The organism is Gymnodinialimonas ulvae, from assembly GCF_037543845.1.
GTDB lineage: Bacteria > Pseudomonadota > Alphaproteobacteria > Rhodobacterales > Rhodobacteraceae > Gymnodinialimonas > Gymnodinialimonas ulvae.
The window spans coordinates 82,940-108,595 of the sequence record NZ_JBBIFX010000003.1 but is presented as its reverse complement, the minus strand read 5'-3'; the positions used below and the strand labels follow the sequence as shown (position 1 = coordinate 108,595).

Here is a 25,656-nt window from a genome sequence, read left to right as displayed (position 1 = left end):
GATCACACTTTTTCAGGCTGTGATCACAAATGTCGGGTTTTTGCCGGAAACCCTGTAAAGGCAGCTCTTTTTCGTTTCTTGCAATCAAAAGTTGTGCTTATCCAGAGGGAACGTGACTCAACGAACGGACCGATCCCATGAATATCCACGAGTACCAGGCGAAGGCACTTCTGCGGCAATATGGGGCTCCGGTCTCGGACGGGCGGGTTGTTTTGAAGGCGGAAGACGCCAAGACTGCCGCGGGCGAGATGGACGGCCCACTTTGGGTTGTGAAGGCGCAGATCCACGCCGGTGGACGCGGCAAGGGCAAGTTCAAGGAGGCCGATGCCGGTGAGGCCGGTGGCGTGCGCCTGGCGAAGTCGGTCGAAGAGGCCGCGGACGAGGCCAAGAAGATGCTTGGCCGCACGTTGGTGACGCATCAGACCGGCCCGGCGGGCAAGCAGGTCAACCGGATCTACATCGAAGACGGCTCGGGCATCGAAACCGAGATGTACCTGGCGCTTCTGGTGGATCGTCAGACCAGCCGGATCAGCTTTGTCTGCTCGACCGAGGGCGGCATGGATATCGAGGAGGTCGCCTCGGCGACGCCCGAAAAGATCCTGTCGTTCAGCGTTGATCCCGCCACAGGTTATCAGCCGTATCATGGACGGCGCGTGGCGTTTTCGCTTGGCCTTGAGGGCCAACAGGTCAAGCAATGCGTGAAGCTGATGGGGATCCTGTTCAATGCCTTCGTCGAGAAGGACATGGAGATGTTGGAGATCAACCCGCTGATCGTGACCGATGGCGGGGATCTGAAGGTGCTTGACGCAAAGGTCGGCTTCGATGGCAACGCGGTCTACCGGCACGCTGATATCGCCGCGCTGCGTGACGAGACGGAAGAAGATCCCAAGGAGCTGGCCGCGTCGAAATTCGACCTGAACTACATCGCCTTGGACGGTGAGATCGGTTGCATGGTCAACGGCGCGGGCCTGGCGATGGCGACGATGGACATCATCAAGCTTTACGGTGCGGAGCCTGCGAACTTCCTCGACGTGGGCGGCGGTGCAACGAAGGAGAAGGTCACCGAGGCCTTCAAGATCATCACTTCCGACCCGCAGGTGAAGGGCATTTTTGTCAACATTTTCGGCGGCATCATGCGTTGCGACATCATCGCGGAGGGCGTGATCGCGGCGGTCAAAGAGGTTGGGTTGCAGATGCCGCTGGTGGTGCGTCTGGAAGGCACGAATGTCGAGAAAGGCAAGGAGATCATCAATGGCTCCGGGCTGGACGTTATTGCGGCTGATGACCTCAAGGACGGGGCCGAGAAGATCGTGAAGGCGGTGAAGGGCTGAGGCCGGACTGAGCGCGAACGGCGGGAATGACAGAGGCGTCTCATGCGAAAGATGCTGCGAAATGTTTTCGAGCAAAAAGTCTGGCGCGGGTCGGATGAGGGCAGCCGTTCGGGCCCCGGTTCGACCATGGAGGCGACCCGGAAACTGCGCGACGCCTTGCCGGATGTGTTTCAGACCTATGGCGTGAAGACGTTTCTGGATGCGCCATGTGGCGACTGGAACTGGATGTCGGAGGTCGACCTGAGCGATGTGGCCTACATCGGTGGCGTTATCGCGGCACCGGTTGTGGAGGACAACACGGCCCGCCACGCGCGGCCCGGTGTCAGTTTCGTGCATCTCGACATAACTAGTGACCCGTTGCCCAAGGCCGATATGATCATGTGCCGGGATTGCCTGTTCCACCTCAAGCACAAGTTTCGGTGGTTGTTTTTCGAGAATTTCCTGGCGTCGGGTATCCCGCATCTGTTGATGACCATGCATCATCTGGATCGGAACCGGCCGCTGACGACGAATGGCAACTACGCCGCGTTCAGCCCGATGGCGGAGCCGTTCAACTTTGCCGCGCCGCTGGAGATGATCCACGAGACGATGGACACCCTGCCTGCCGATATGAGCCTCGAGGAAAAGCCGTTGCAGTATCGGTCGCTCGGGATTTGGCACCGCGATGAGGTTGCGGATGCTGTGGCGTGCTCGGATTGGAAGGTGACGCAATGAGGGGGCTTATCTGGACCGTCGTGCATCTTGTGGCGATTGCGACCTTCGCATCCCTGGCCGCGGGACGCATCGCCAAGGCCGACGACGCGATCCCGGATGTGGCGAGCGCGGCCTTCGCATCGCATTGCTTCAGCCCGTTCATGACTGCTGCGCGGGCCGATGAGGTCTTGGCCTCAACGGGCGCGCGCGTGGATTTCTATGACCTCGACCCGCTATCGGATGTCGCGCCTTCGCAGGTGACCGGGCGCGCGGCGACCTTGGGCACCGACCGGCGGTGCGAGGTGGCGTTCGACGGCGATCACGCGGAACTGGCGGCAAGTGCTGCCGTGGCAGGGTTGGAGATGGAGGGCATCCGCACCGAGGCGCCCTTGCCCGACCGGTACCAGCCCGTGGATAGTACTGTTTTGTTGGCGGCGCGGCAGTTGAACCCGCGCCGGATCGCTGTGGTGCATGTGGGCACGCGGCCCGGCCCGAACGGGGTTGAGACGTTTCTTTTCGTCGAACGGCTGATGCCGTTGGAGCCGTTGGAATGACCTATGGTGAAAACACTGCCGCCCATCGACACGTCGCAGGATTACGTGATTTTTCCCCATCCGATCACCATCGGGATGCTGCTTGGCATCCTTGCTGTCGGAAGCCTCGGGGTGCTGGTCATTCCAATGGCGCTGCGCGATGGGGATTGGTCGATGGTTTGGCTGGGGGGTGGATGGTCCGCCTTTTGCCTCTTGATCCTGGTTCTGCTGTTGCGCAAGCGCGCGGCGGGGCATCCGGAGCCCACGCTTGTTCTGTCGTCGGAGGGGTTACGACTGCTGCAGTCGCCGGCGGGCGTGATCCCATGGACGGCGATCCGCAGTGTTGGTACCGTGCGGTATCGCTACCTGCAGGGGGCGTCGGTCACCATCGACAAGGCGGCATTGGACGCGCTGGATCAGGGACCGGCGTTCAAGGCGGCGCGCACCTTCGATGCGGCCATCGGCGTACATGTCTTGATCTTTCCGAAACAGAAACTCGAAATTCCGGTGCCCGACTTCATCGATCTGCTGCACAGTTATTCAATCGCCTATGGCGGCCCGCCGCTGCGCCGCGCCCCATGACCCATTCCCGAACACAAACGACCCAAGGAGGCCCCAATGGCCGTACTCGTTGACGAAAACACCAAGGTGATCTGCCAAGGCTTCACCGGCTCTCAAGGCACGTTCCACTCGGAGCAAGCCATCGCCTATGGCACCAAGATGGTCGGCGGTGTGACGCCTGGAAAAGGCGGGATGAGCCATCTGGATCTGCCGGTGTTCAATTCGGTCCATGAGGCCAAGGCTGTGACCGAAGCCAATGCGTCGGTGATCTATGTGCCGCCGCCCTTCGCCGCGGATTCGATCCTTGAGGCGATCGATGCGGAGATGGAGCTGATCTGTTGCATCACCGAAGGCATTCCGGTGCTCGACATGATGAAGGTCAAGCGCGCGCTCGAAGGATCGAGCAGCATCCTGATCGGGCCGAACTGCCCTGGGATCATCACGCCCGATGCCTGCAAGATCGGCATCATGCCGGGCCATATCCACAAGCGGGGATCGGTCGGTGTGGTGTCGCGGTCTGGAACGCTGACCTATGAGGCCGTCAAACAGACCACCGATGTGGGGCTTGGGCAATCGACCTGCGTGGGTATTGGCGGCGACCCGATCAAGGGCACCGAGCATATCGACGTACTGGAATGGTTCCTCGCCGATGACGAGACGCAGTCGATCATCATGATTGGCGAGATTGGCGGCTCTGCCGAAGAGGAAGCGGCGCAATTTCTGGCCGATGAAGCCAAGAAGGGCCGCAAGAAGCCGGTCGCGGGCTTCATCGCGGGCCGCACGGCACCTCCGGGCCGCCGGATGGGCCATGCCGGTGCCATCGTGGCAGGCGGCAAAGGCGGCGCGGAAGACAAGATCGAGGCGATGAAAAGCGCCGGGATCGTGGTCGCCGACAGCCCGGCCACGCTGGGTGAAGCGGTGCTTGAGGCGATTGGCTGATCCATGGACTTGCGGCGCATCATATCCCGGGCATCCGCCTTGCTTTGGAAGATCAAGCGTATGGGCCTGGCCGCAATCGTCATTCCGGCAGGGCTGACCCTGCCGGCTGCGGCGAGTGACTTGGCCGACCTCATCAGCGCCTGTGCCGAAGGGCGCATGGGGTTCGAGGAACGCGTCGCCACTATCGAGGCGCTCGGCTATAGCCGAACCCAACCGCAAGACCCGCTCTGGGTCGAGGCGCAGGTGGCCCATATCGCAATGAGCGAGTTGCAATTTGGTGGCGACGGCCTGGTCGAAACCTACCACTCCTTTCGCGATCTGGCCGCCTCCGGGCAGATGTTCCGCGACGACCAGACCCAACAAAGCTTTGCCAATGCCACCCGGGACCTCATGGTCAGTCTCAGCTTGCTCGATGGGGCGCCCGGCTGTTCAATCGCGTTTGGAGTGGGCGCCCCGCTGCCCGAGATCCCGCTGACCACGCGTCGCGACTATTCATCGAATTATGGGGCATACACCACCTACAGGATCGGGCGGGGCGGGGTTTCGTCCGGCTCCGTCCTGTCATCCGCGTGGGACACGTTGATGCCCGCTCCGCGTCGCGCCGCAGGCTTTCTGGTGGTGAGCCAATGATCCGCGCCGCATCCATCCTGCCCGTCATCGGCATCCGCCCCGAGACCCGGTGCCGCCGCCTGTTGCAAACGCTGCGCCCTATGGGAGACCTGACATGACCGACCAATCCGCGAACGACCAGTTCCATGCCTCCAGCTTCATGCAGGGGCACAATGCCGAATATCTGGAGCAGCTTTACGCGCAATATGCCAACGATCCCAATGCCGTGGATGCGGCCTGGGCCGACTTCTTCAAGACGTTGGGTGACGCGGACGCAGCCCCGGCCGAGGCGGAGGGGCCGTCCTGGGCGCGGCGCGATTGGCCGCCGGTTCCGGGCGATGATCTGACCGCGGCTTTGACCGGAGAATGGCCGGTCGAGGAAGCCATTTCGGCGGGCAAAAAGATCGCCGATAAGGCCAAGGACGCGAAGGTCGAGTTGACCGACGATCAGATCCAGCGCGCAGTGTTGGACAGCATCCGGGCGCTGATGATCATCCGCGCCTACCGGATCAGGGGGCACCTTGTGGCCGATCTTGACCCGCTTGGCATGCGTGATCAGACGCCGCATCCCGAGCTTGATCCGAAGTCCTATGGCTTCACGGACGCCGACATGGACCGGCCGATCTTCATCGACAATGTGTTGGGCTTGCAGATGGCGTCGATGCGCCAGATCCTCGAGATCGTGCGGCGCACGTATTGCGGCACCTTCGCGCTGCAATACATGCATATCTCGGACCCGGTTCAGGCCTCTTGGCTGAAGGAACGGATCGAAGGATACGGCAAGGAAATCCAGTTCACCAAGAATGGCCGGAAGGCGATTTTGAACAAGATGGTCGAGGCCGAGGGCTTCGAAAAATTCCTGCATGTCAAATACATGGGTACGAAGCGGTTTGGCCTTGATGGGGGCGAAAGCCTGATCCCCGCGATGGAGCAGATCATCAAGCGCGGCGGTGCGCTGGGTCTCGAAGAGATCGTGATCGGGATGCCGCACCGGGGCCGCCTGAGCGTTCTGGCTAACGTGATGGGCAAGCCCTACCGCGCGATCTTCAACGAATTTCAAGGCGGGTCGTTCAAGCCCGAGGATGTCGACGGTTCGGGCGATGTGAAATACCACCTTGGTGCGTCGAGTGACCGGGAATTCGACGGCAACAACGTGCACCTGTCGCTGACGGCGAACCCGTCGCATCTTGAGGCCGTGAATCCGGTGGTTCTGGGCAAGGTGCGCGCGAAACAAGACCAGAAGGGCGATACGGAGCGCACGCGGGTCATGGGCATCCTTCTGCATGGGGATGCTGCGTTTGCGGGGCAGGGTGTGGTGGCCGAAGGGCTCGGACTGTCGGGCCTGAAGGGGCACAAGACCGGCGGCACGATGCATATCGTGGTCAACAACCAGATCGGGTTTACGACCGCGCCGCATTTCAGCCGCTCGTCGCCCTATCCGACGGATATCGCGCTGATGGTGGAGGCGCCGATTTTCCATGTGAACGGCGATGATCCGGAGGCTGTGGTGCACGCCGCACGTGTGGCGACCGAATACCGCCAGATGTTCCACAAGGACGTTGTCATCGACATCATCTGTTATCGCCGGTTCGGCCATAACGAGGGTGACGAGCCGATGTTCACCAACCCAATCATGTATAAGAAGATCAAGGGTCATAAAACGACCCTGGCGCTTTATACGCAGCGTTTGGTCCAGGATGGTCTGATCCCCGAGGGCGAGATCGAAGACATGAAGGCAGCGTTCCAGAGCTACCTGAATGACGAGTTCGAAGCGGGCAAGGATTACAAACCCAACAAGGCAGATTGGCTGGACGGGCGGTGGTCGCACCTCGATCGCAAGGACGAGACAATCTATGATCGCGGCACGACGTCGATCAAACCCGAGACCTTCGCCGAAATCGGTCGCGCGCTGACGACCGCGCCGGACGGGTTCAGTTTGCACAAGACTGTGGGTCGTCTGCTTGAGACGAAGAAGCAGATGTTCGAGACCGGAAAAGGGTTCGACTGGGCCACGGGGGAGGCGCTGGCGTTTGGCTCTTTGATGACCGAAGGCTATCCGGTGCGCCTGTCGGGGCAGGATTCGACCCGCGGCACGTTCAGTCAGCGCCATTCCGGCCTGATCGATCAGGCGACGGAAGAACGGTATTACCCGCTCAACCACATCCGCGACGGGCAGGCGCATTACGAAGTGATCGACTCGATGCTGTCGGAATATGCCGTGCTTGGGTTCGAATACGGCTATTCGCTGGCCGAGCCGAATGCTCTGACGCTTTGGGAGGCGCAGTTCGGGGATTTCGCCAACGGCGCGCAGATCATGTTCGATCAGTTCATCTCATCGGGTGAGCGCAAATGGCTTCGGATGTCCGGTCTTGTGATGTTGCTGCCGCACGGCTTTGAAGGGCAGGGGCCAGAGCATTCATCGGCCCGGCTTGAGCGGTTCCTACAGATGTGCGCCGAGGACAATTGGATCATCGCCAATTGCACGACGCCGGCGAATTACTTCCATATCCTGCGCCGTCAGATCCATCGCGATTTCCGCAAGCCACTGGTCCTGATGACGCCGAAATCGCTGTTGCGCCACAAGATGGCGATCAGCGAGGCGGAGGATTTCACCACCGGATCAAGCTTCCATCGTTGCCTGTGGGACGATGCGCAAAAGGGCAATTCGGACACCAAGTTGAAGCCCGACGACAAGATCAAGCAGGTCGTGATCTGTTCGGGGAAGGTCTACTACGATCTTCTGGAAGAACGCGACGCGCGCGCGATCGATGATGTCTATTTGCTTCGGCTCGAGCAGTTTTATCCCTTCCCGGCACTGGCCCTGACCAAGGAGCTTGAACGGTTCAAGGGCGCGAAGATGGTCTGGTGTCAGGAAGAGCCGAAAAATCAGGGCGCGTGGTCGTTCATCGAACCGAACCTTGAATGGGTGCTGACCCGGATCAAGGCCAAGCACACCCGCCCGCGCTACGCGGGCCGCAACGCAAGCGCCTCGCCCGCTACGGGCCTGGCCTCCGCCCACAAATCCCAACAAGCGGCGCTGGTGAACAGCGCGCTGACCATCGAAGGATAATCAGACATGTCCGTAGAAATCCGTGTGCCAACGCTTGGGGAAAGCGTCACCGAGGCGACCGTCGCGACCTGGTTCAAGAAGCCCGGTGACGCCGTGGCGGTGGACGAGATGTTATGTGAATTGGAGACCGACAAGGTCACCGTCGAAGTGCCATCGCCCTCTGCGGGTACGTTGGGCGAGATCGTGGCTGCGGAAGGCGACACGGTCGGGGTCGATGCGTTGTTGGCCACATTGACGGAAGGCGCGGGCGCGGCGCCTGCCCCCTCTCCGGCGAAGAAGGCCGCGGCGTCTGATGCGCCCGCCGCGTCGGGCGATGCGGTGGATGTCATGGTGCCAACGCTGGGGGAAAGCGTAACCGAAGCGACGGTCTCGTCGTGGTTCAAGGCGGTCGGCGATACCGTCGCGCAGGACGAGATGTTGTGCGAGTTGGAGACGGACAAGGTCTCCGTCGAAGTGCCCGCGCCTGCAGCCGGGGTGCTGTCGGAAATCCTCGCGCCCGAGGGCTCGACGGTCGAGGCATCGGCCAAGCTGGCGGTGATTGGTGGCGCGGTGGCAACCGGGGCCTCTTCGGCGCCTGCACCTGCCGTCGGCTCCTCGCAACGGGCCGGCGATGGCAAGGACGTGGCCAATGCGCCTGCAGCTGAAAAGATGATGGCCGAGAAGGGTCTGGGCGCCGATCAGGTTCAGGGCTCTGGCCGGGATGGGCGGATCATGAAGGAAGACGTGATGAAGGCGGCGGCTGCTCCGGCCCCGTCGCCCGCGCCTGCACCGGCCGCTGCGCCCCGTGCGCCGAGCCCGGCGGAGGATGCCTCCCGCGAGGAGCGCGTCAAGATGACCCGCCTGCGCCAGACCATCGCGCGCCGCCTGAAGGATGCGCAGAATACGGCAGCCATCCTGACGACCTATAATGAGGTCGACATGGGCGCGGTAATGGAATTGCGCAACGAATACAAAGACCTGTTCCTGAAGAAGCACGGTGTCAAGCTTGGTTTCATGTCGTTTTTCACCAAGGCCTGCGTGCATGCGCTGCGCGAGGTGCCGGAGGTGAATGCCGAGATCGACGGGCAGGAAATCGTTTATAAGAACTTTGTCCACATGGGCATCGCCGCAGGCACGCCGCAGGGTCTCGTCGTGCCGGTGATCCGCGACGCTGATGCGATGAGCTTCGCCGACATCGAAAAGGCAATCGGTGAAAAAGGCGCCCGCGCCCGCGACGGCAAACTGTCGATGGCCGAAATGCAGGGCGGCACCTTCACCATCTCCAACGGCGGGGTCTATGGCTCGTTGATGTCGTCGCCGATCCTGAATCCGCCGCAATCCGGTATCCTGGGCATGCACAAGATCCAGGACCGCCCGATGGTTGTGAACGGCGAGATCGTGATCCGTCCGATGATGTATTTGGCCCTGTCCTATGACCACCGGATCGTCGACGGCAAGGGCGCGGTGACGTTCCTTGTGCGTGTGAAAGAAGCGCTGGAAGATCCGCGGCGCTTGCTCATGGATTTGTGAGGGATGCCAAAAGAAATCGGCATCCTCTTCAATGGTCAAGACCTATGCCATGCGGAAGATGCCGATTTTGCGAGCGAAGCCATTTCCGCCCTTGGTTTGCTCAACGAAACATCTTGTTCTTCGCTCGTCGCGATGTTGAGCGAAGCGCGTGTGTTGGGGCCCGAACAAGTGGCGCTAGAGTTCCGCAAGCAAGGCACCCAAATTTCAAAAGAGAGAAAGAAGTCACTTGGAATACGACGGAACTCCAATTTTTCGGAAGAGGCTTACTCCCAACTCACCGTGAATGGTCTAAAGGAGCCGCTGCGTGCACATGCCGCCACGCTTACGCGCGCAATGTTTGCTTTGCTGAAGGCAGAAACTGTCCAACTTGCGTTGGCAAATGGTTTCAACGAGCTTCGTATTTCACCATCGCACTTCTCCGATTGTAGACGTTGTTCGGTGAGGGGCGAAGAAATCCTCCAGATCTCGAAGATCGGTCAATTGCCGCCGTTGGACTGTACTCGGTTTGCATGTTCCGCTTGGTGGCAGCCCTACCGCGATTGGTTGGCTGAAGCTAAGTGAGCCTCACATCCCCGGCACCTCGCACCCTCGTGTTTTCCCAGTGATCGCCTCCGCGTGTCACGGTCTCAGCAGGACAAGGAGACACGCCCATGACACACCACCCGAACCGCCGGGCTTTCCTCGGGACCGCCGCGGCCACCGCACTGGCCGCCCCGATGGCCAAAGCCCACACAGCCCCGCCGGGCAGCGAGGACTTCATCTATGAGGTCACCCGCACCGAAGAGGAATGGCGCGCGATGCTGACCGAGGACGAACACCGCATCATGCGGGAAAATGGGACCGAGCCGCGCTTTTCCTCGGAGTTTTGGGAGACGGAGGAGGCCGGCCATTATCATTGCAAGGGCTGCGATTTGACGATCTATGACAGCGCCCAGAAAACGCTGCGCCTGATCGGCTGGGTGTTCTATCACCATGCCCGTCCGAATTCCGTCTTGATGGATATCGACGAATGGCCCGCGCAGATGTCGGAGACCGAAATCGAAGAGGTCCGCCAGGTGACCGAGGTGCATTGCCGCCGCTGCGGCAGTCATCTGGGCCATTACCTGATCGTTCAGGGCGAGATGCTGCATTGTATCAACGGCGCCAGCCTGACCTTTGCCGCTGATCGTTCCGGTTGACCGCGCGCCGGATTGGGTCACATAGCGCCCTCATGGAGAGTGGAGGCACGCATGACCCCTGAACTGACCGTCCTTGCGCTTGCTGCTTTGCTGCAAGCCATTCAATTCGCGCTGATGGCTGTTCCGACGAACCTTGAAGTTGGCACGGGCAAGACCCTGTCCCCGCGCGATGCGGGGCGATCCGGCGGTGCGATCGCGGAGCAGGTGAGCGCGCGCACGGGGCGGTTGATCCGTGCGATGAACAATCATTTCGAGGCATTGATCCTGTTCACCATTGCTGTTGTCGTGGTGACACTCGGTGCGCAATCCACGACGTTCACCGCCGCCTGCGCGTGGATCTACCTTGCAGCGCGGATTCTATATGTGCCGGCCTATGCCTTTGGCTGGGTGCCATGGCGCAGTTTCATCTGGTTTGTCGGGTTTGGCGCGACGATTGCCATGGTTTTGGCCGCCCTGATCGCTTGATTTCCGATTTGTGATCACACCCTGTCCATAAGCCCGGTTTTTTCCGCGACACGCGGGCGCGATCCGCAACTTTGGGTTGTTGCGGACCGTTCCGCTTCATAGGGTCACCGCAAAGACCACGCGGCACAGGAGGCCCCCATGTCCAGCTATGATGTCATCGTAATCGGCTCCGGTCCCGGCGGCTATGTCTGCGCCATCCGCTGTGCGCAGCTGGGGTTGAAGACCGCGTGCGTGGAAGGGCGCGAGACGTTGGGGGGCACCTGTTTGAACATCGGCTGCATTCCGTCGAAGGCGCTTTTGCATGCCAGCCACCAGCTGCACGAGGCGGAGCACAACTTTGCCAAGATGGGCCTGAAGGGAAAATCGCCGTCCGTCGATTGGATCCAAATGCTTGCCTATAAGGACGACGTAATCGGTCAAAACACCAAGGGCATCGAGTTTCTATTCAAGAAGAACAAGATCGATTGGTTGAAAGGCTGGGGCTCGATCCCGGAGGCTGGCAAGGTGAAAGTGGGCGATGAGGTGCACGAGGCCAAGCACATCATCGTGGCAAGCGGGTCCGAGCCGTCGAGCCTGCCGGGGATCGAGATCGATCAGAAGGTTGTGGTGGACAGCGAAGGCGCGCTGAGCCTGCCCAAGATCCCCAAGAAGATGGTGGTGATCGGGGCTGGTGTGATCGGGCTCGAGCTGGGGTCGGTATATGCGCGTCTCGGGACGCAGGTGCAGGTGGTGGAATTCCTCGACCACATCACGCCGGGCATGGATGCGGAGGTGTCGCGACAGTTCCAGAAGCTTTTGACTAAGCAGGGATTGAGCTTCACGCTTGGGGCTGCGGTTCAGAAGGTGGAGGCCAGCAAGACCAAGGCGAAGGTCACTTACAAGCTGCGCAAGGATGACAGCGAGGCAGTGCTGGATGCCGATGTGGTGCTGGTGGCGACGGGCCGCAAGCCGTTCACCGATGGGCTGGGGCTTGAGGCGCTTGGCGTGAAGATGTCGGAGCGCGGGCAGATCGAGGTCGACGGGCAGTATCGGACGTCCGTGGACGGGGTGCTGGCGATTGGCGATGCAATCAAGGGGCCGATGCTGGCGCATAAGGCCGAGGATGAGGGGATGGCGGCTGCCGAAGTGGTTGCGGGCAAGCATGGACATGTGAATTACGGGGTCATTCCCGGCGTGATCTACACGCATCCCGAAGTCTCAACCGTGGGTGAGACCGAGGAGAGCCTGAAAGAGGCGGGCCGGGCCTACAAGGTCGGCAAGTTCAGCTTCATGGGCAACGGACGTGCAAAGGCGAACTTTGCGGGCGACGGGTTTGTGAAAATTCTGGCGGACAAGGACACCGACCGCATTTTGGGCGCGCATATCATTGGGCCGATGGCGGGAGACTTGATCCATGAGGTCTGCGTGGCGATGGAATTCGGCGCGTCGGCGGAGGATCTGGCGCTGACGTGCCATGCGCATCCGACCTATTCGGAAGCCGTCCGCGAGGCAGCGCTGGCGTGCGGGGATGGGCCGATCCATTCGTAAGATCGGGGCTGTTGACCCCGGGTTGCAAGGTTGCAACCCGGGGTCAAGCATTTGATTGAAGGCGGTTTTCAGGTTTCTGTTAACCCGATATTAAGGTTTTGAGATCCGGCAGGCACCGCCACGGCGCACAGTAAGGCGGGCCACGCGGCAGAGGCGATGCCCCCTCCCCCCCCCCGCTCTCTCAGTTCGCCAGAAGCCGCAGGCCCTGGGTCACATCGGCCCGCAGAGCCAGGCGCAGCCCCGGCTCATCCCCGGCCTGCAACGCAGAGAGGATCAGCTTGTGGTGCGGGGGCGCTTCGGTGCGGCCGAGCCGTCCGTAAAGCGCGCGCATGGTGGGCCCCATTTGCAACCAGACGGTTTCCGCCAGCGCCAGCATCGCGGGGGCTTGTGCGCGCAAATAGAGGGTGCGGTGAAATTCGAGGTTGGTGCGGATGTATCCGACCGCGTCGCGGCGTGCGATGACCTGCGCGACCTGGGCGTTGATCGCCTCCATCCGCTCGATCAGGGCGGGGTGGGCGCGGGGCAGGGCACGGGTGGCGAGCTCGGGCTCCAACAGGGCGCGCAGGGCGGCCAATTCCTCGATCCGTTCATTCGACAACTCGGGCGTTGAAACCCGGCCCGAGGTCGACAAAAACAACGCCCCCTCACTCACCAGACGGCGCACGGCCTCGCGCGCGGGGGTCATCGAGACGCCGAATTCGCGGCCCAATCCGCGCAGGGTCATCGCCTCACCGGGGCCAACCTCACCATACATGATGCGCGAACGCAGGGCGCGGTAGACACGGTCATGGGCCACGGCGGCGCCGGTCTCGGTCGGTCGGGGGTTCATCAACATGTCAGGTGGGATCTCCATCAAAGCGCCAGGCCAAGAGGTCGGCACCGCGTTGCTTGATCCAGCGGCGGTGTGTGTCGGTGTCGGGGCAGAGCCTGCGGCACACCGCCCAGAAGCGGGCGGAATGGTTCATCTCGGCCAGATGCGCGACCTCATGGGCGGCCACGTAATCGAGCACTTCGGGCGGGGCCATGATCAGCCGCCATGAAAACATCAGATCGCCCTTCGACGAACAGCTGCCCCAGCGCGACCGCGGGTCACGCAGGGTAATCCGGCCAAAGGGACGGCCAAGATTTGCGGCATGTTGGGTGACCGCGGCACTGAGGCGATCGCGCGCCATCGCGGTGAGCAAAGCCTTGATGCGGGGGGCTTCGCGGGGGCCTTCGGGCACTTCGATCCGCCCATCCACGAACCGCGCGGCCCGGCCCACCCCGGCCACGATATCACGCGGTACACCACACACGGGGATTTGCACGCCGATCCGGGCGGATTTGACATCGGCCGCGCCGTCGAGATGTTGGCGCACCCAGTCTTCGCGCGCGCGCAGGAACGCCAGCGCTTCGGCCTCGGGGGCCCATGTCGGAAGGCTGAGCGAGACGCGCCCATCCGCCCGGCTGACGCGGAGGGAAAACCGTTTGGCCCGCGCATTGCGGCGCAGCAGAACCTCCACCGGCGGATTGCCAGGCAGCACATGGGTTGAAACGGGCGGGCGCGTTGCCAAATGACACCTCTCAGGCGGGTTTGGGGAAAGCCTTTGACAGTCCCCCAACACTATGTCAGGTGACCGCATCCCGCGATACCGATTATGCAAGGGGGTGTCATGCCCAAAGAGGAATGGGGCGTTAAACGCGTCTGCCCGACCACCGGAAAACGTTTCTATGATCTGGGCGCGAGTCCGATCGTCAGCCCGTATACGGGTGAGGTTGTCGTGCTTGAGACCGGCAAAGGCGGCGCGCAGAGCCTCGTCGCCGACAAAGCCGCGACGAAAGCCAAGGAAGCGGAGGCCGAGGAAGAGGAACTGGTCCTTGAGGACGACCTCGACATCGAAGCAGAAGCCGATGCCGATATCGATGATGATGACGTGCTGGATGATGACGACGAGGATACCGTCGCGTTGGATGATCTGGCCGATGTTGCCGCCGATGGGGGCGACGACGACTGATTTGGGGTAAGGTCGGAATGGCGCCGCGTGGGGTGATTTTTTCGCTTGCACGGTGCGTCGCCCGGCCTTACACCGCACCACCGATGGGGCCTTAGCTCAGCTGGGAGAGCGCCTGCATGGCATGCAGGAGGTCAGCGGTTCGATCCCGCTAGGCTCCACCAAATTCCCTCAGTTTCGCATTTTGCACCTGTGGCGCTTTGCTGGCAGCGCCTGACCCTTGCGCCCTTGCGGGACGCTTGGGTCAGCGGTTCGATCCCGCTAGGCTCCACCAAGCGCTTTTTGCAAAGCAAAAAGCGCGTCGCCCGACAGGGGCTTTTCAAGAAAAAGCTCCCGAGAGGGCAAGCCGGTTTTCGACAGATGTGCCGCGTCGCCCGACAGGGGCTTTTCAAGGAAAAGCTCCCGAGAGAGAGGGCAAGCGGATGAACCCTCGCAGGTTCAACCTTTGCATGCACACAAGGCTCCTTCACCGCGACAGGCTTTCCGCCAAGCGCATCAGTTGCACGGCTTCGTTCCGGTCGCCGAATGGGTCATCGCCGCGGTTGGCGTTGGCCAAAGCGATGGCGTCGGCGTAGGTCCAGTCGCCGAGGAACGCATCGTCGCGCAGAAGTTGGCCGAAGCCCGCGATGGCGGCGGCGAATTGCGCCTCCTGGCCGGGGTCGGCGGGGGCTGCGGGAATGGCGAGGTCCACGATTTGGCTTTCGTCCTGTCCCGGCGCTTTCCACCGCAGAGATAGAAAGCCCAATTCATCCGCATCGCCCGCGTCCGGGGTTTCATCGGCCCCGTACCGCAGCGGCGCGACCAGCGTGGCGGGCGAGCCTACGGGCGTGACCTCGTAGATCGCGGTGACGGAATGCCCCGCGCCCAGTTCGCCCGCATCGACGGCGTCGTTGGCGAAATCCTCGCGCGCGAGACCGCGCGTTTGATAGCCGATCAGGCGGTACTCGGCGATCGCGGCGGGATTGAATTCGAGCTGGATCTTGAGGTCATCGGCGATCGGGAACAGCGCGCCGGACATCTGGTCGACAAGCACGCGCTGCGCCTCGTGCAGGGTGTCGATATAGGCCGCGGTGCCATTGCCGCTTTGCGCCAGCGCCTGCATCGTGTCGTCTTGCAGATTGCCCCGTCCGAAGCCGAGGACGGAGAGGTAGATGCCGGTGTCGCGCTGCGTGCTGATGTAGGTTTCGAGCGCGTCGGGGTCGCTGAGGCCGACGTTGAAATCGCCGTCGGTGGCCAGAATCACGCGGGAGACTTCGCCCTCGCCGGTCATGCGGGCGGCCAGATCATAGGCCGCTTCGAGTCCGCCGACGCCATTGGTGGATCCGCCCGCCTGCAAGGTCGAAAGTGCGGCGGAAATCGTGTCGGTTTCACCGGCCGCGGTCGGATCGAGGGCGATACCCGCGCTACCCGCGTAGGTGACGATGGCGACCTGATCTTGCGCGTCGAGCCGGTCGAGCATCAGGCGGAAGGACTGGATAAGAAGCGGCAGTTTGGTGGGGTCGTTCATCGACCCGGAGGTGTCAATGAGGAACACCAAGTTGAGCGGCGGGCGATCTTCGATGGCGGGACGCGCGCCCTGTATACCGATATGAACCAGCTGCGTGTCGGGGTTCCAGGGGGTCTCGAACACGCTCACGGTAGGGCGGAACGGGCCAAGGTCGTCCGCGTCCGGGGCGGGCAGATCATAACGAAAATAGTTCAGCATTTCCTCGATGCGCACGGCCTCTGGCGGGGGAAGCTCACCGCGGTTGAGGGCGGCGCGGACGAACGCGTAGGAGGCCGTATCCACATCGCTTGAAAAGGTGGAGACCGGGTTTTCCGTGACAACCTGCACAGGGTTGGCATCGGCATTGGCGAAGGCTTCGGAGTTGGGCGCAGATGGCAAAGCGACATCAGCGGGCGCGGGCGCGGCCATCTGAGCACTGCCGGAGAGTGCGGCCCCAACGCCGGAACGGCGCCCGGTTCGCGCCTCGGCGTCAAGTCCATCGCCGGTGTCGCCCGGGGCGAGCGTGCCGAACGCGCCGTCGATGGCAACGCCGGGACTTTCTTCAAGGCGCATGCTCGGCGCGGGCGATGCTGCGATATCGCCGTCTGCTGTGCCAGTGTTGAGCGGGGCGTTGGGGCTGAGGATCGGCGAGGGCGTCGAAACTGCAGGCTCTGCGCGCGGTGCGACCTCCGGGGCCGATGGCGACAGGGCGAGGTCGGGGCCGCGCAGCAGGTTTTGACCCGCGGGGCTGAGGATCAGGACGCCCATGGCAACCAAGGCCGTGGTTGCGCTCAAAGCGCCGGTGGTGCGGGTGAACAGCATATCGAAAGCTCCTTTGAAAAAGCCCGTCTTGGGGGAAGGGTCGGAGCTTTGACGCACGGCATCGCGTGATCCTTGGGTTCGGGCAAACACCGCCTGCGCCTGCGCGAGGTTGGCGGCTTTGCGCACGGCATCGGGCGCGGGCAAAGCCGCGTCCATGGCGCGTTTCAGGTCCTTCAGGTCGGTGTCCGAGGTCATGGCCCCGCCTCCTCTAACGCTTTCATATCACGCAATTTCCTCTTCGCTTCGGCGACGCGCCATGCAATCGTGCCCTCCGATACGCCAAGGATTTCGGCGGCCTGGACCTGAGTGATGCCGTCAAGAACCAGCGCCAGCGTGTCCCGTAACGTCGGGCTGAGCACAGCCATGGCGCGGGTCAGCCAATCGTGCGCTTCGGCGGTTTCGATCGCCGATCGCGTGCGGTCGATCTCGATATCCGACCAACCCTCGGTGGCGCGCGCATAGCTGGCCGCGCGTCGCCGCCGGTCGCTCGCCGCATTGACCGCCACGCGGTAAAGCCAAGTGGTCACCTTGGCGTCGCCCCGAAATCCCGCCAGCTTGCCGGGCAGGGCGAGGCAGATGTCCTGGGTCAGATCTTCGGCCTCGGCGCGGCTGCCGGTGAGGCGAAAGCACAACGCGAAGAGGCGGTCATAGACCCGTCCGAGCAAAAGCTCGAACGCGGTTGCGTCGCCACCGGCGGCCGCAAGGGCCAGATCTTCGTCGCTTACATCCATCCGCATATCATACCCTATGACGCGCGCCGTGGGGCGATCCTTGGGTCGGAGGCAATGTTTTTTGGTGCGGCTCGGGGCGTGTCGCGCGACGGGCCGAAACTGAGATCTTGCGTCTCACTTAAACCTTGACGTGAAGGGCCCTGCGTCCCACACGGCCTTACCTGCCGCATCTGACCACGGTGCCGCAGTGCCAAGCCCCGTGCGGCGGGGTAAACGCAGGACGATTAAACGAAAGCCCGAAACCGATGCAGATCTACCTACCCATCGCCGAGGTGAGCGTTAACGCGTTCCTTTTGCTGGGGTTGGGGGGGCTGGTCGGAATCCTGTCGGGGATGTTCGGTGTCGGCGGCGGGTTCCTTATGACGCCGCTGTTGTTCTTCATCGGCATCCCGCCCGCGGTTGCGGTGGCGACCGAAGCGAACCAGATCGTGGCGTCGTCGTTTTCGGGCGTGCTGGCACATTTCAAGCGAAAGACGGTGGACCTGACGATGGGGGTCGTCTTGTTGATCGGCGGCCTTGTCGGGGCGGCCATCGGCGTGCAGGTCTTTGCGATGCTGACCGCGATCGGGCAGGTCGATCTGCTGGTGAAGCTTTGCTACGTGGTGTTCCTGGGCATCATCGGGCTGCTGATGTTCGTCGAGAGCCTGAACGCGATCCGTAAATCGCGCGCCACGGGTCCGGCGCAGATGCCGAAACGGCGCACGCGCGGCTGGATGGATGCGCTGCCGTTCAAGATGCGGTTTCGTACGTCGGGGCTTTATATTTCGGTGATCCCACCGCTTGTGGTGGGCCTGTTCGTGGGCGTTTTGGCGGCGATCATGGGGGTCGGCGGCGGGTTCATCATGGTGCCCGCGATGATCTACCTTCTGGGGATGCCGACCAAGGTTGTGGTCGGAACCTCGCTGTTTCAGATCATCTTCGTGACCGGGTTTGCGACGCTGATGCATGCCACGACGAATTACACCGTCGACATGGTTCTGGCGGTTCTGCTCTTGGTGGGCGGTGTTGTGGGGGCGCAGATCGGCGCGCGGATCGGGACGCGTTTGAAGGCCGAGCAATTGCGCATTCTGTTGGCAGTCATGGTGTTGGCGGTCTGCGGCAAGCTGGCCTTTGACCTTCTGGTCATGCCGTCGGAGCTTTATTCCATCGGTGCGGGGGCGGGGCATTGAGGGGCGGGGTGCAAGCGCTCCTCGGGCTTGCGGCCCTCCTTGCAGTTTGCCTGCCGGTGCGGGCGGAGACGGTTGTGGCCGGGTTGAGCCGCGATGCGATCAACATCACTGCGAATTTTGCAGGCTCCGAGATCCTGATTTTTGGCGCAGTGGAGCGCGATGCGCCGTCGCCGGAGGGGGATTTGGAGGTCATCATCACCATCGAGGGACCGGCGCAGGCAGTGGCGGTGCGTCGCAAGGACCGGCGGTTCGGGATCTGGGTGAACACGGATGCCATCGAAGTAGACGAAGCGCCCTCTTTTTACGCGGTGGCTGCGACTGGCACGTTGTCGGAGGTGTTGACGCAGGTGGAAGACCTGCGCCACAGGGTGTCGATTCCGCGCGCGATCCGGGCGGTTGGTGTCGGTGTGGCGCATCCCGAAGACTTCACCAACGCCTTGATCCGTATCCGGGAATCCGAGGAATTGTACCAGTTGAACGAGGGCGGCGTGACCTTGCGTAACGAAACCTTGTTCGACACGTCAGTGCGTTTGCCTGCAAACCTTGTTGAAGGCGACTACCGGACGCGCATATTCTTAACGCGTGGGGGCGTGGTCCTTGACGTGTATGAGCAGGATATCGCGGTGCGGAAGGTTGGTTTGGAACGGTTTATCTACAATCTCGCCCATGAGCGGCCTTTGATTTACGGCATTCTGTCGCTTGCCATTGCGATTGCGGCGGGGTGGCTTGCGTCGGCCGTGTTCCGCTATATCCGGGCCTGAGGCGCGGTGTCGGCCGCGGCCCAAACCGTTGTGCGTCGCTTCTGGAAGGCGATGGCCAGCAATGATTTCCACGTGGCGAGCCTGTACCTGACCGAGGATTTCCGCCTGCAATGGCCGCAATCAGGCGAGATCGTCGAGGGGCGGGAGAATTTTGCCGCGCTGAACACCGCCTATCCGGCGAGCGGGCCTTGGACCTTTGACCTGCGCCGGATCGTGGGGGAGGGGGATCAGATCGTGACCGAGGTGGCGATCAGTGATGGCGATCTGCACGCCACGGCGATCACGTTCCACACGGTGCGCGGCGAGTTGATCGCGTTACAGCGCGAGTTCTGGCCGGACCCGTTCGAGGCGCCGGAGTGGCGGCGGGGCTGGGTGCGTTTGCCGAGCGGGTGAGCAGCTTCTCAAGGTTGAGCAATGGGGTCAAGCCTTTGACTTCAAATGCTTAACCGATTTTCGTTTGGATTTTGTCGAGCATGATTTTTAGTCGTTTGGGGGCGCTGCGAGAAGCGTTGCGGGCGCCGGGCGCGCGATCAGCCGCGGCCCACGTAGGGCATGGTCGTGGCCATCACGGTCTGGAACAGCACGTTGGTGCCGAGGGGGAGGGTGGCCATGTGGAGGACGGATTGTGCGGCGTGATCGACGTTCATCATCGGCAGGGGCTGCTTGCCGTCGGCGACGAGACGATCGTTGAGTGTATCGACAAGCTCGGTGCGGGCGTTGCCGATGTCGATCTGACCGGTGGCGATGTTGAACGGGCGGCCATCGAGTGCCAGCGTTTTGGTCAGGCCCGTGACGCCGTGTTTTGTGGTCGTGTAGCACAGGCTTCCCTCGCGCGGGGTATGCGCCGAGAGCGAGCCGTTGTTGATGATGCGCCCGCCTTGGGGATCCTGCGCGCGCATCTGCGCAAACGCGGCGCGCGCGGTGTTGAACATGCCCGTCAGATTGACGGAAACGCTTTGATGCCAATCGGTTACGTCGACCTCGTCGATGGTGCCCTGGGGGGTAAAAATGCCCGCATTGTTGAAGATCGCATCGAGCCTGCCCCAGTGGGCGACCAGTGTTGCGATGGCCTGTTCGACCTGCGCCAGATCGGTGACATCGCCGGGCAGGGCGAGGGCGTTTTCATGGGTGCGGGCGAGGTCCTCCAACGGTGCGGCGCGCCGTGCGAAGAGGCCCACGCGCCAGCCGTTTTGCAAGAACAGCTCGGCGGTGGCGCGTCCGATGCCGGAGCTTGCGCCGGTGATGAAGATGGTTTGCATGGGACCTCCGTCGGGCCAAACGGGATGAATTTTTCTGTAGTTCTTTTGTCGTTTTTTCGTAACGCATCGGACATGTGTGCGCGGCAGTCTAATCCTCGGGCGGGCTGTCGAGTTCAAGGGGGGCGGCCTTGACCTCTAGATCATCAATGCCGAGCACAATGGTCGGGCGCGACAGCCGGTAGCGCGTCACCCAGATCAGGCGCTCTTCGGCGCGGGTGATGGCGACATAGGCGAGCCGTTTCCAAAGGGCCTGGCCCGCCTCCATCCGCCCGGCGCGGGAGGCGGCATAGAGATCGGGGGCGAAGACCTGCACGGCGGGCCATTGCGAGCCCTGTGCCTTGTGGGTTGTCACGGCGGCCCCATGCAGAAACGCCGCGCCCATCCGGGCGGCGTAGGGGATGAACGGTTCATCCTCATCCGGCTTTTCGATCTTGACGATGGAGGCGGCGGAGAAGCGCGGGGTTTCAGCGCCGATCACATGCAGGCGTGAAAAGCCGGGGCGGTTGCCGGGGCCAAGATAGATGACCGGCGCGCCCTTGATCAGGCCGCGGGCTTCGAGGTCGATGCGCTTCTTGCGGTGCTTCAGGGGCAGCTCGATCCCGTCGCAAATCAGCGGCTCGCCGGGCAAAAGCTCATCATCGGCCGCGCCATGGGCGGAGCGGAAGGCCGAGATCAGGCGGATGCGCGTGGCGTTGCGCCAGACCAGCACCGGAGAGCGGGCCATCATGTCGGAATTGACGGCACCCGCGACCTGCACGCGGTCATCGCTTGCGGCGGCCTCGGTGATCATGCGCTCGAAGTCGGAAAATTCCAGCGCCGGGTCGCCGAGCGCATGGGCCAGATCGAGGATCGGATTGTCGGCATCCTGTCGGTGCACGCGGCCCAGATGCATCAGGTTGGGCCCTTTGAACTTGTCGAAGACCATCTCGCCGGATTGACCCACGGGGGCAAGTTGCGCCGGGTCGCCGAACAGGATCAGGACGGGGAAGATTTCCTTCAGATCCTGATATTGCTTGTCATCGAGCATGGAGGATTCGTCGACCAGCCCGATATCGAGTGCGTCTTCGCGGCGCTTCCAGCCGGTGATGAAATCAGACCCGCGCAGACCCGCAGAGGCCAGGGCGGCGGGCACGGATTTGGTGGTGTCGTAGACCTCCTTGGCGCGGTCGAGCGCGGCATCGGTCAGCGCCTCGATCACCGGGCGCTCGCCCTGACCGGCCATCCATTCGGCGACCTTCTCGAATTCGGGATCGTAGACGGGCGTGTAGAGGATGCGGTGGATCGTGGTGGCGGGCACGCCGCGGCCGCGCAGCACGGAGGCGGCCTTGTTGGTGGGCGCGAGGACGGCGACGGTGCGGCGGTCCTTGCGGCGCTTGCCCTCCCAATCGCCGGAAATCAGATCGACACCGGTGCGTTGCAGCGCCTTGACGATTTCCGCCAGCAGGAGGGTTTTGCCGGACCCCGCCTTGCCGGTGATGGCCAGCACCGCGCCTTGCCCTTCGGAGGCCGGGGTGAGGGTATCGTCGTCGATATCAACGCCCATATCGCGCAGCACTTCGGCCACGCGGTCGTGGGCGGCGGCCTGATCATCGGAGTAGGTGGGGGCGGCATTGGCCGGAGCGGTGGCAGTCATGGGCGGAGCCTATCGCCCCCGCCCGCGACATGCGAGGCGTCAGATCGACAAATCGGAGAGCCGCAGGGGCGCGCCGGGCCGGGTCTCGGCTTCGACCTCGTCGCCGGCTTCGGCCAGGGTGAGGGCCATGGACCGGGCAAGGATCGCATCTGCGCGGCCCGGGCTGGAGCCGTTGAAGGTTTCGGAGATCACCTGATCGGCGGACAGGAGCGCGCGGATCAGGGCCGTGAGGCGCGCGTCGGGTGCCGATTTGCGCAGCCGCGCGAGCAGGGCGAGGGGTTCCGGCGTGCTGTCCATGACGGCGCTGAGCACGGTTTCGAGAAGAATTTCATGATCCATCGGGTATCGGTCTTTGCCGCCTTCGACTTTGGAAAGGGAAATGACCGGGATTTTCCCGCGAGGTCGGTTTCATCGACGTCACACGCCGGGTAGCGCGCGGCGTCGCACCGGGCAAGCGCGGGCCTGGAAACAGACAATTCGATATAAATGGTTAAGCGATCACCGCGATTGGAAATCCGGCTGCGAAGCGGCGCCCGGCAGGGGTGGGCGGCGCCGGGCGCGTCATTTGACGAAGACTTCGCGCGGCAGGGTGGAGAGACAGTCGTGCCCGGTCTCGGTAATGAGGATGGGTTCGGTGATCTCGATGCCGCCGTCATCAAGCCAGAGGGCGGGCATGAAATGGAAGGTCATGCCGGGTTCAAGCACGGTGGTGTCGCCGCGCCGGAAGGACATCGTCCGTTCGCCCCAATCGGGCGGATAGCTGAGGCCGATGGCGTAGCCTGTGCGGCTGTCTTTCTCGAAGCCGAGCCGGTTGAGGGTGCCGTTGAAGGCATTGGCGACATCCTCGCAGGTGTTGCCCGGGCGGGCCTGTTCGAGGGCGTGGTGGGTGGCTTCAAGCACGGCCTTTTCGGCCGCGGCAAAGTGGGGAGGCATGGCGCCCAGAAACAGCGTGCGCGATTGCGGGCAATGGTAGCGGCGGAACACGCCGGCGATTTCGAAAAACGTGGCCTCGCCGGTTTTCATCGGGGCGTCGTCCCACGTCAGGTGGGGGGCGGTGGCGTCGAGCCCCGAGGGCGTGAGGGGCACGATGGCGGGGTAGTCGCCCCATGCGTCATCGGTGCCACGGGTCGCGGTGGCGAGGATTTCCGCGACGAGGTGGTGTTTGGGCAGGCCCGGCTCGGCGACCTCCAGGATGCGGTGGTGCATCGCTTCGACGATGGCCGCGGCCTTGCGCATGCGGGCGATTTCGGCGGGCGATTTCACGGCGCGTTGCCAGTTCACGAGACCGGTGGTGTCGATGAATTGCGTGTCGGGGAGGTGTTGCAGGAGAGTTTGGTGGGCGGCGGCGGAATAGTAGTAATTGTCAAGCTCTACGCCGATGCGCGTGCCCGAACCGCCGCGCTGCCGGATCAGCTCGGCCAGCGTTTCATGGGGGTGTTTTTCGGGGTTCTGCACATAGGTGTCATCATAGCCCACGACGTGATCGTCGGGCATGTAGACGGTCCGGAGCGCGCCGCGCCCGTCCATCGCGCGGCCCCACCACAGCGGCAGTCCGTCGGGCGGGATCACGACCGCCTGGTGGACGTAGAAGGACCAGCCGTCATATCCGGTGAGCCAGGCCATGTTGGACGGATCGGTGACGATGAGCCATTCCACGTGTGCGTCGTGCATGGCGGTGCGCGTTTTGGCGAGGCGCTGGGCGTATTCCGCGGCGGAGAAATTGGGGATGCGGTCGGGCATGGGGCGGGCTCCTCGTTGGCGGGAGGGTGGCGGAGGCGGCGGGCGGGGTCCAGAAGATTTGTCGGCGCTGTGCCAACACAGGCGGTTCGGGGCGCGCTGCGGCCGGGTGCCTTGCGCAATGGTGGCGTGGTGGTAGCATGGGGGTGGAGTGCGCCAAGCGGAGGGCTTTCACGATGCTGACCAACGACCAACTCGACAAATGGGACCGGGACCACTTTTTCCATCCGTCCACGCATCTGGGCCAGCATGCGCGGGGCGAGGCGCCGGGTCGGATCATCCAGAGCGCGGAGGGCTGTCATATCACCGACCGGGACGGCAATCGCCTGCTGGATGCGTTCGCGGGTCTGTTTTGCGTCAATATCGGCTACGGGCGGCAGGAAGTCGCGGAGGCCATCGCCGCGCAGGCGCGTGAGCTGGCCTATTACCATTCCTATGTCGGGCATGGCACGGAGGCGTCGGTGACGCTGGCCAAGATGGTCGCGGACCGCGCGCCGGAGGGCTTCAACCGGGTCTATTTCGGGCAGGGTGGCTCGGACGCGAATGAGACCAACATCAAGCTGATCTGGTATTACAACAACATCCTCGGGCGGCCCGAGAAGAAGAAGATCATTTCGCGGTGGCGGGGGTATCATGGATCGGGGTTGATGAGCGGGTCGTTGACGGGTCTGAGCCTGTTCCATCGCAAGTTCGATCTGCCGTTCGACATGGTGCGCCACACCACGGCGCCGTATTATTTCCAGCGCGCCGACCAGAGCCAGGACGAGGCGGCGTTCGTGGCGCAATGCGTGGCCGATCTTGAGGCGCTGATCGCGCAGGAAGGGGCCGACACCATTGCCGCCTTCGTGGCGGAGCCGGTGATGGGCACGGGCGGGATCGTGCCGCCGCCGGAGGGGTATTGGCCCGCCATTCAGGCCGTTTTGAAACGCCATGATATCCTGTTGGTGGTCGATGAAGTGATCACGGGCTTCGGGCGCTTGGGGTCGATGTTCGGATCGCCAGTTTATGGGATCGAACCGGATTTCATCACCATCGCCAAAGGTTTGACGAGCGCCTATGCGCCGCTTTCGGGGTCCATCGTGCATGACCGGGTGTGGGAGGTTCTGGCACGCGGCACGGACGAGAACGGGCCGATGGGTCATGGATGGACCTATTCGGCGCATCCCATCGGAGCGGCGGCGGGGGTGGCGAATTTGAAGCTGCTCGATGCGCTGGATCTGGTGCGCAATGCGGGCGAGGTCGGCCCGTACCTGACGCAGGCGATGGGAGAGGCGATGGCGGACCATCCGCATCTGGGCGACGTGCGCGGCGCGGGCATGTTGACGGCGGTGGAGCTGGTCAAGACGCCGGGCACGCGGGAGGGGTTCGATCCGGGCGACAAGATCGTGCCGCAGATCGTGGCGGCGATGGGCCGGCGCGGTGTGATCGCGCGGGCGATGCCGCAGGCCGACATTCTCGGATTTTCGCCGCCGCTGTGCCTGAGCCGGGCGGAGGCTGACACAGTGGTTTCGGCGACGCGCGCATCGGTGGACGAGATCCTGGGTCGATGACGCATTTGATGTAGCGCAACGACGCTTTGCGCGTGCTTGGCTAGGATTGTCATGGCGGCTGGGCCTGGGGAGCGTGCGACTTAACGGATGCCCCCTCGGGAC

Annotated in this window: 25 protein-coding genes and 1 tRNA gene; 18 read left to right on the top strand and 8 right to left on the bottom strand. The window is 62.9% G+C overall.

What is annotated here, in order from left to right:
• Window positions 1-137 precede the first annotated feature (137 nt).
• The 12 genes from sucC (at window position 138) to lpdA (ending at window position 12,415) form a co-directional block, all read left to right on the top strand.
• Entirely contained in the window at window positions 138-1,331 is a 1,194-nt protein-coding gene (sucC, locus tag V8J83_RS14360) for an ADP-forming succinate--CoA ligase subunit beta (protein WP_339987118.1), read from the top strand.
• Window positions 1,332-1,382: 51 nt separating this feature from the next.
• Complete coding sequence (locus V8J83_RS14355; RefSeq protein ID WP_339987117.1) at window positions 1,383-2,045, top strand: hypothetical protein; 663 nt, start codon at window positions 1,383-1,385, stop codon at window positions 2,043-2,045.
• Window positions 2,042-2,578 (top strand): succinyl-CoA synthetase subunit beta, encoded by a 537-nt coding sequence (locus tag V8J83_RS14350; RefSeq protein ID WP_339987116.1) that lies wholly within the window; start codon window positions 2,042-2,044, stop codon window positions 2,576-2,578. Before V8J83_RS14355 ends, V8J83_RS14350 begins: the two co-directional genes overlap by 4 nt.
• Window positions 2,579-2,581: 3 nt before the next feature.
• Window positions 2,582-3,139: a hypothetical protein gene (locus V8J83_RS14345; protein WP_339987115.1), complete on the top strand. Its 558-nt coding sequence runs from the start codon at window positions 2,582-2,584 to the stop codon at window positions 3,137-3,139.
• Window positions 3,140-3,175: 36 nt separating this feature from the next.
• Window positions 3,176-4,057 carry a succinate--CoA ligase subunit alpha gene (sucD, locus tag V8J83_RS14340; RefSeq protein ID WP_339987114.1) on the top strand — a complete coding sequence of 294 codons (882 nt, stop codon included), beginning with the start codon at window positions 3,176-3,178 and terminating at the stop codon, window positions 4,055-4,057.
• Between the two features lie 39 nt (window positions 4,058-4,096).
• Entirely contained in the window at window positions 4,097-4,687 is a 591-nt protein-coding gene (locus V8J83_RS14335) for a hypothetical protein (RefSeq protein ID WP_339987113.1), read from the top strand.
• 94 nt (window positions 4,688-4,781) lie between these two features.
• Window positions 4,782-7,736 carry a 2-oxoglutarate dehydrogenase E1 component gene (locus tag V8J83_RS14330; RefSeq protein ID WP_339987112.1) on the top strand — a complete coding sequence of 985 codons (2,955 nt, stop codon included), beginning with the start codon at window positions 4,782-4,784 and terminating at the stop codon, window positions 7,734-7,736.
• A gap of 6 nt (window positions 7,737-7,742) precedes the next feature.
• Window positions 7,743-9,245, top strand: coding sequence for a 2-oxoglutarate dehydrogenase complex dihydrolipoyllysine-residue succinyltransferase (gene odhB / locus V8J83_RS14325; RefSeq protein ID WP_339987111.1), 1,503 nt, complete (start codon window positions 7,743-7,745; stop codon window positions 9,243-9,245).
• 3 nt (window positions 9,246-9,248) lie between these two features.
• Window positions 9,249-9,806, top strand: coding sequence for a hypothetical protein (locus V8J83_RS14320; RefSeq protein WP_339987110.1), 558 nt, complete (start codon window positions 9,249-9,251; stop codon window positions 9,804-9,806).
• An 89-nt stretch (window positions 9,807-9,895) separates the two neighbouring features.
• A complete protein-coding gene (locus V8J83_RS14315) occupies window positions 9,896-10,423 on the top strand; it encodes a peptide-methionine (R)-S-oxide reductase (RefSeq protein WP_339987109.1) in 528 nt (175 codons plus the stop codon).
• 51 nt (window positions 10,424-10,474) lie between these two features.
• Complete coding sequence (locus tag V8J83_RS14310) at window positions 10,475-10,888, top strand: MAPEG family protein (RefSeq protein ID WP_339987108.1); 414 nt, start codon at window positions 10,475-10,477, stop codon at window positions 10,886-10,888.
• 138 nt (window positions 10,889-11,026) lie between these two features.
• Window positions 11,027-12,415: a dihydrolipoyl dehydrogenase gene (gene lpdA / locus V8J83_RS14305; RefSeq protein WP_339987107.1), complete on the top strand. Its 1,389-nt coding sequence runs from the start codon at window positions 11,027-11,029 to the stop codon at window positions 12,413-12,415.
• A 181-nt stretch (window positions 12,416-12,596) separates the two neighbouring features.
• Here the strand turns inward: lpdA and V8J83_RS14300 are convergent, their stop codons facing one another.
• Both V8J83_RS14300 and V8J83_RS14295 read right to left on the bottom strand, forming a co-directional pair.
• Window positions 12,597-13,250, bottom strand: coding sequence for a GntR family transcriptional regulator (locus V8J83_RS14300; RefSeq protein WP_339987106.1), 654 nt, complete (start codon window positions 13,248-13,250; stop codon window positions 12,597-12,599).
• Window position 13,251: 1 nt separating this feature from the next.
• A complete protein-coding gene (locus tag V8J83_RS14295) occupies window positions 13,252-13,968 on the bottom strand; it encodes a M48 family metallopeptidase (RefSeq protein WP_339987105.1) in 717 nt (238 codons plus the stop codon).
• Between the two features lie 99 nt (window positions 13,969-14,067).
• Here V8J83_RS14295 and V8J83_RS14290 point away from each other — a divergent pair, with 99 nt between their 5' ends.
• Both V8J83_RS14290 and V8J83_RS14285 read left to right on the top strand, forming a co-directional pair.
• Complete coding sequence (locus V8J83_RS14290) at window positions 14,068-14,409, top strand: TIGR02300 family protein (protein WP_339987104.1); 342 nt, start codon at window positions 14,068-14,070, stop codon at window positions 14,407-14,409.
• Window positions 14,410-14,494: 85 nt separating this feature from the next.
• Window positions 14,495-14,570: transfer RNA gene (locus V8J83_RS14285), tRNA-Ala, on the top strand.
• A gap of 302 nt (window positions 14,571-14,872) precedes the next feature.
• Here V8J83_RS14285 and V8J83_RS14280 read toward each other — a convergent pair.
• Together V8J83_RS14280 and V8J83_RS14275 are read right to left on the bottom strand one after the other, a co-directional pair.
• Window positions 14,873-16,909, bottom strand: coding sequence for a vWA domain-containing protein (locus V8J83_RS14280; protein WP_339987103.1), 2,037 nt, complete (start codon window positions 16,907-16,909; stop codon window positions 14,873-14,875).
• Window positions 16,906-17,445, bottom strand: coding sequence for an RNA polymerase sigma factor (locus V8J83_RS14275; protein ID WP_339987102.1), 540 nt, complete (start codon window positions 17,443-17,445; stop codon window positions 16,906-16,908). Before V8J83_RS14275 ends, V8J83_RS14280 begins: the two co-directional genes overlap by 4 nt.
• Window positions 17,446-17,690: 245 nt before the next feature.
• Here V8J83_RS14275 and V8J83_RS14270 point away from each other — a divergent pair, with 245 nt between their 5' ends.
• The 3 genes from V8J83_RS14270 to V8J83_RS14260 are packed head-to-tail and all read left to right on the top strand — an operon-like array spanning window position 17,691 to window position 19,768.
• A complete protein-coding gene (locus tag V8J83_RS14270) occupies window positions 17,691-18,614 on the top strand; it encodes a sulfite exporter TauE/SafE family protein (RefSeq protein ID WP_339987100.1) in 924 nt (307 codons plus the stop codon).
• A gap of 8 nt (window positions 18,615-18,622) precedes the next feature.
• Window positions 18,623-19,375 carry a TIGR02186 family protein gene (locus V8J83_RS14265; protein ID WP_339987099.1) on the top strand — a complete coding sequence of 251 codons (753 nt, stop codon included), beginning with the start codon at window positions 18,623-18,625 and terminating at the stop codon, window positions 19,373-19,375.
• Window positions 19,376-19,381: 6 nt separating this feature from the next.
• Window positions 19,382-19,768, top strand: a complete 387-nt coding sequence (locus V8J83_RS14260; protein WP_339987098.1) for a nuclear transport factor 2 family protein — start codon at window positions 19,382-19,384, stop codon at window positions 19,766-19,768.
• A gap of 137 nt (window positions 19,769-19,905) precedes the next feature.
• On the opposite strand, the gene V8J83_RS14255 is transcribed toward V8J83_RS14260, so the two are convergent.
• The 4 genes from V8J83_RS14255 to V8J83_RS14240 all read right to left on the bottom strand — a co-directional run bounded on the left by V8J83_RS14255 (window position 19,906) and on the right by V8J83_RS14240 (window position 24,007).
• Window positions 19,906-20,634 (bottom strand): SDR family oxidoreductase, encoded by a 729-nt coding sequence (locus V8J83_RS14255; RefSeq protein WP_339987097.1) that lies wholly within the window; start codon window positions 20,632-20,634, stop codon window positions 19,906-19,908.
• A gap of 88 nt (window positions 20,635-20,722) precedes the next feature.
• Window positions 20,723-22,267: an ATP-dependent DNA helicase gene (locus tag V8J83_RS14250; RefSeq protein WP_339987095.1), complete on the bottom strand. Its 1,545-nt coding sequence runs from the start codon at window positions 22,265-22,267 to the stop codon at window positions 20,723-20,725.
• A gap of 39 nt (window positions 22,268-22,306) precedes the next feature.
• Window positions 22,307-22,606: a hypothetical protein gene (locus V8J83_RS14245; RefSeq protein ID WP_339987094.1), complete on the bottom strand. Its 300-nt coding sequence runs from the start codon at window positions 22,604-22,606 to the stop codon at window positions 22,307-22,309.
• A 222-nt stretch (window positions 22,607-22,828) separates the two neighbouring features.
• On the bottom strand, window positions 22,829-24,007 hold the full coding sequence (locus V8J83_RS14240) for a M24 family metallopeptidase (protein WP_339987093.1): 1,179 nt from the start codon (window positions 24,005-24,007) through the stop codon (window positions 22,829-22,831).
• A gap of 173 nt (window positions 24,008-24,180) precedes the next feature.
• Between V8J83_RS14240 and V8J83_RS14235 the strand changes: the two genes are divergently transcribed.
• Window positions 24,181-25,554 carry an aspartate aminotransferase family protein gene (locus tag V8J83_RS14235; protein ID WP_339987092.1) on the top strand — a complete coding sequence of 458 codons (1,374 nt, stop codon included), beginning with the start codon at window positions 24,181-24,183 and terminating at the stop codon, window positions 25,552-25,554.
• Window positions 25,555-25,656: the final 102 nt, after the last annotated feature.

Bases quoted from the DNA above. Each gene is read 5' to 3' on its own strand.
- sucC (WP_339987118.1), top strand. From the start codon at position 138: ATGAATATCCACGAGTACCAGGCGAAGGCACTTCTGCGGCAATATGGG.
- V8J83_RS14355 (WP_339987117.1), top strand. From the start codon at position 1,383: ATGCTGCGAAATGTTTTCGAGCAAAAAGTCTGGCGCGGGTCGGATGAG.
- V8J83_RS14350 (WP_339987116.1), top strand. From the start codon at position 2,042: ATGAGGGGGCTTATCTGGACCGTCGTGCATCTTGTGGCGATTGCGACC.
- V8J83_RS14345 (WP_339987115.1), top strand. From the start codon at position 2,582: ATGGTGAAAACACTGCCGCCCATCGACACGTCGCAGGATTACGTGATT.
- sucD (WP_339987114.1), top strand. From the start codon at position 3,176: ATGGCCGTACTCGTTGACGAAAACACCAAGGTGATCTGCCAAGGCTTC.
- V8J83_RS14330 (WP_339987112.1), top strand. From the start codon at position 4,782: ATGACCGACCAATCCGCGAACGACCAGTTCCATGCCTCCAGCTTCATG.
- odhB (WP_339987111.1), top strand. From the start codon at position 7,743: ATGTCCGTAGAAATCCGTGTGCCAACGCTTGGGGAAAGCGTCACCGAG.
- V8J83_RS14320 (WP_339987110.1), top strand. From the start codon at position 9,249: ATGCCAAAAGAAATCGGCATCCTCTTCAATGGTCAAGACCTATGCCAT.
- V8J83_RS14315 (WP_339987109.1), top strand. From the start codon at position 9,896: ATGACACACCACCCGAACCGCCGGGCTTTCCTCGGGACCGCCGCGGCC.
- V8J83_RS14310 (WP_339987108.1), top strand. From the start codon at position 10,475: ATGACCCCTGAACTGACCGTCCTTGCGCTTGCTGCTTTGCTGCAAGCC.
- lpdA (WP_339987107.1), top strand. From the start codon at position 11,027: ATGTCCAGCTATGATGTCATCGTAATCGGCTCCGGTCCCGGCGGCTAT.
- V8J83_RS14300 (WP_339987106.1), bottom strand. From the start codon at position 13,250: ATGTTGATGAACCCCCGACCGACCGAGACCGGCGCCGCCGTGGCCCAT.
- V8J83_RS14290 (WP_339987104.1), top strand. From the start codon at position 14,068: ATGCCCAAAGAGGAATGGGGCGTTAAACGCGTCTGCCCGACCACCGGA.
- V8J83_RS14280 (WP_339987103.1), bottom strand. From the start codon at position 16,909: ATGACCTCGGACACCGACCTGAAGGACCTGAAACGCGCCATGGACGCG.
- V8J83_RS14275 (WP_339987102.1), bottom strand. From the start codon at position 17,445: ATGGATGTAAGCGACGAAGATCTGGCCCTTGCGGCCGCCGGTGGCGAC.
- V8J83_RS14270 (WP_339987100.1), top strand. From the start codon at position 17,691: ATGCAGATCTACCTACCCATCGCCGAGGTGAGCGTTAACGCGTTCCTT.
- V8J83_RS14255 (WP_339987097.1), bottom strand. From the start codon at position 20,634: ATGCAAACCATCTTCATCACCGGCGCAAGCTCCGGCATCGGACGCGCC.
- V8J83_RS14250 (WP_339987095.1), bottom strand. From the start codon at position 22,267: ATGACTGCCACCGCTCCGGCCAATGCCGCCCCCACCTACTCCGATGAT.
- V8J83_RS14245 (WP_339987094.1), bottom strand. From the start codon at position 22,606: ATGGATCATGAAATTCTTCTCGAAACCGTGCTCAGCGCCGTCATGGAC.
- V8J83_RS14240 (WP_339987093.1), bottom strand. From the start codon at position 24,007: ATGCCCGACCGCATCCCCAATTTCTCCGCCGCGGAATACGCCCAGCGC.
- V8J83_RS14235 (WP_339987092.1), top strand. From the start codon at position 24,181: ATGCTGACCAACGACCAACTCGACAAATGGGACCGGGACCACTTTTTC.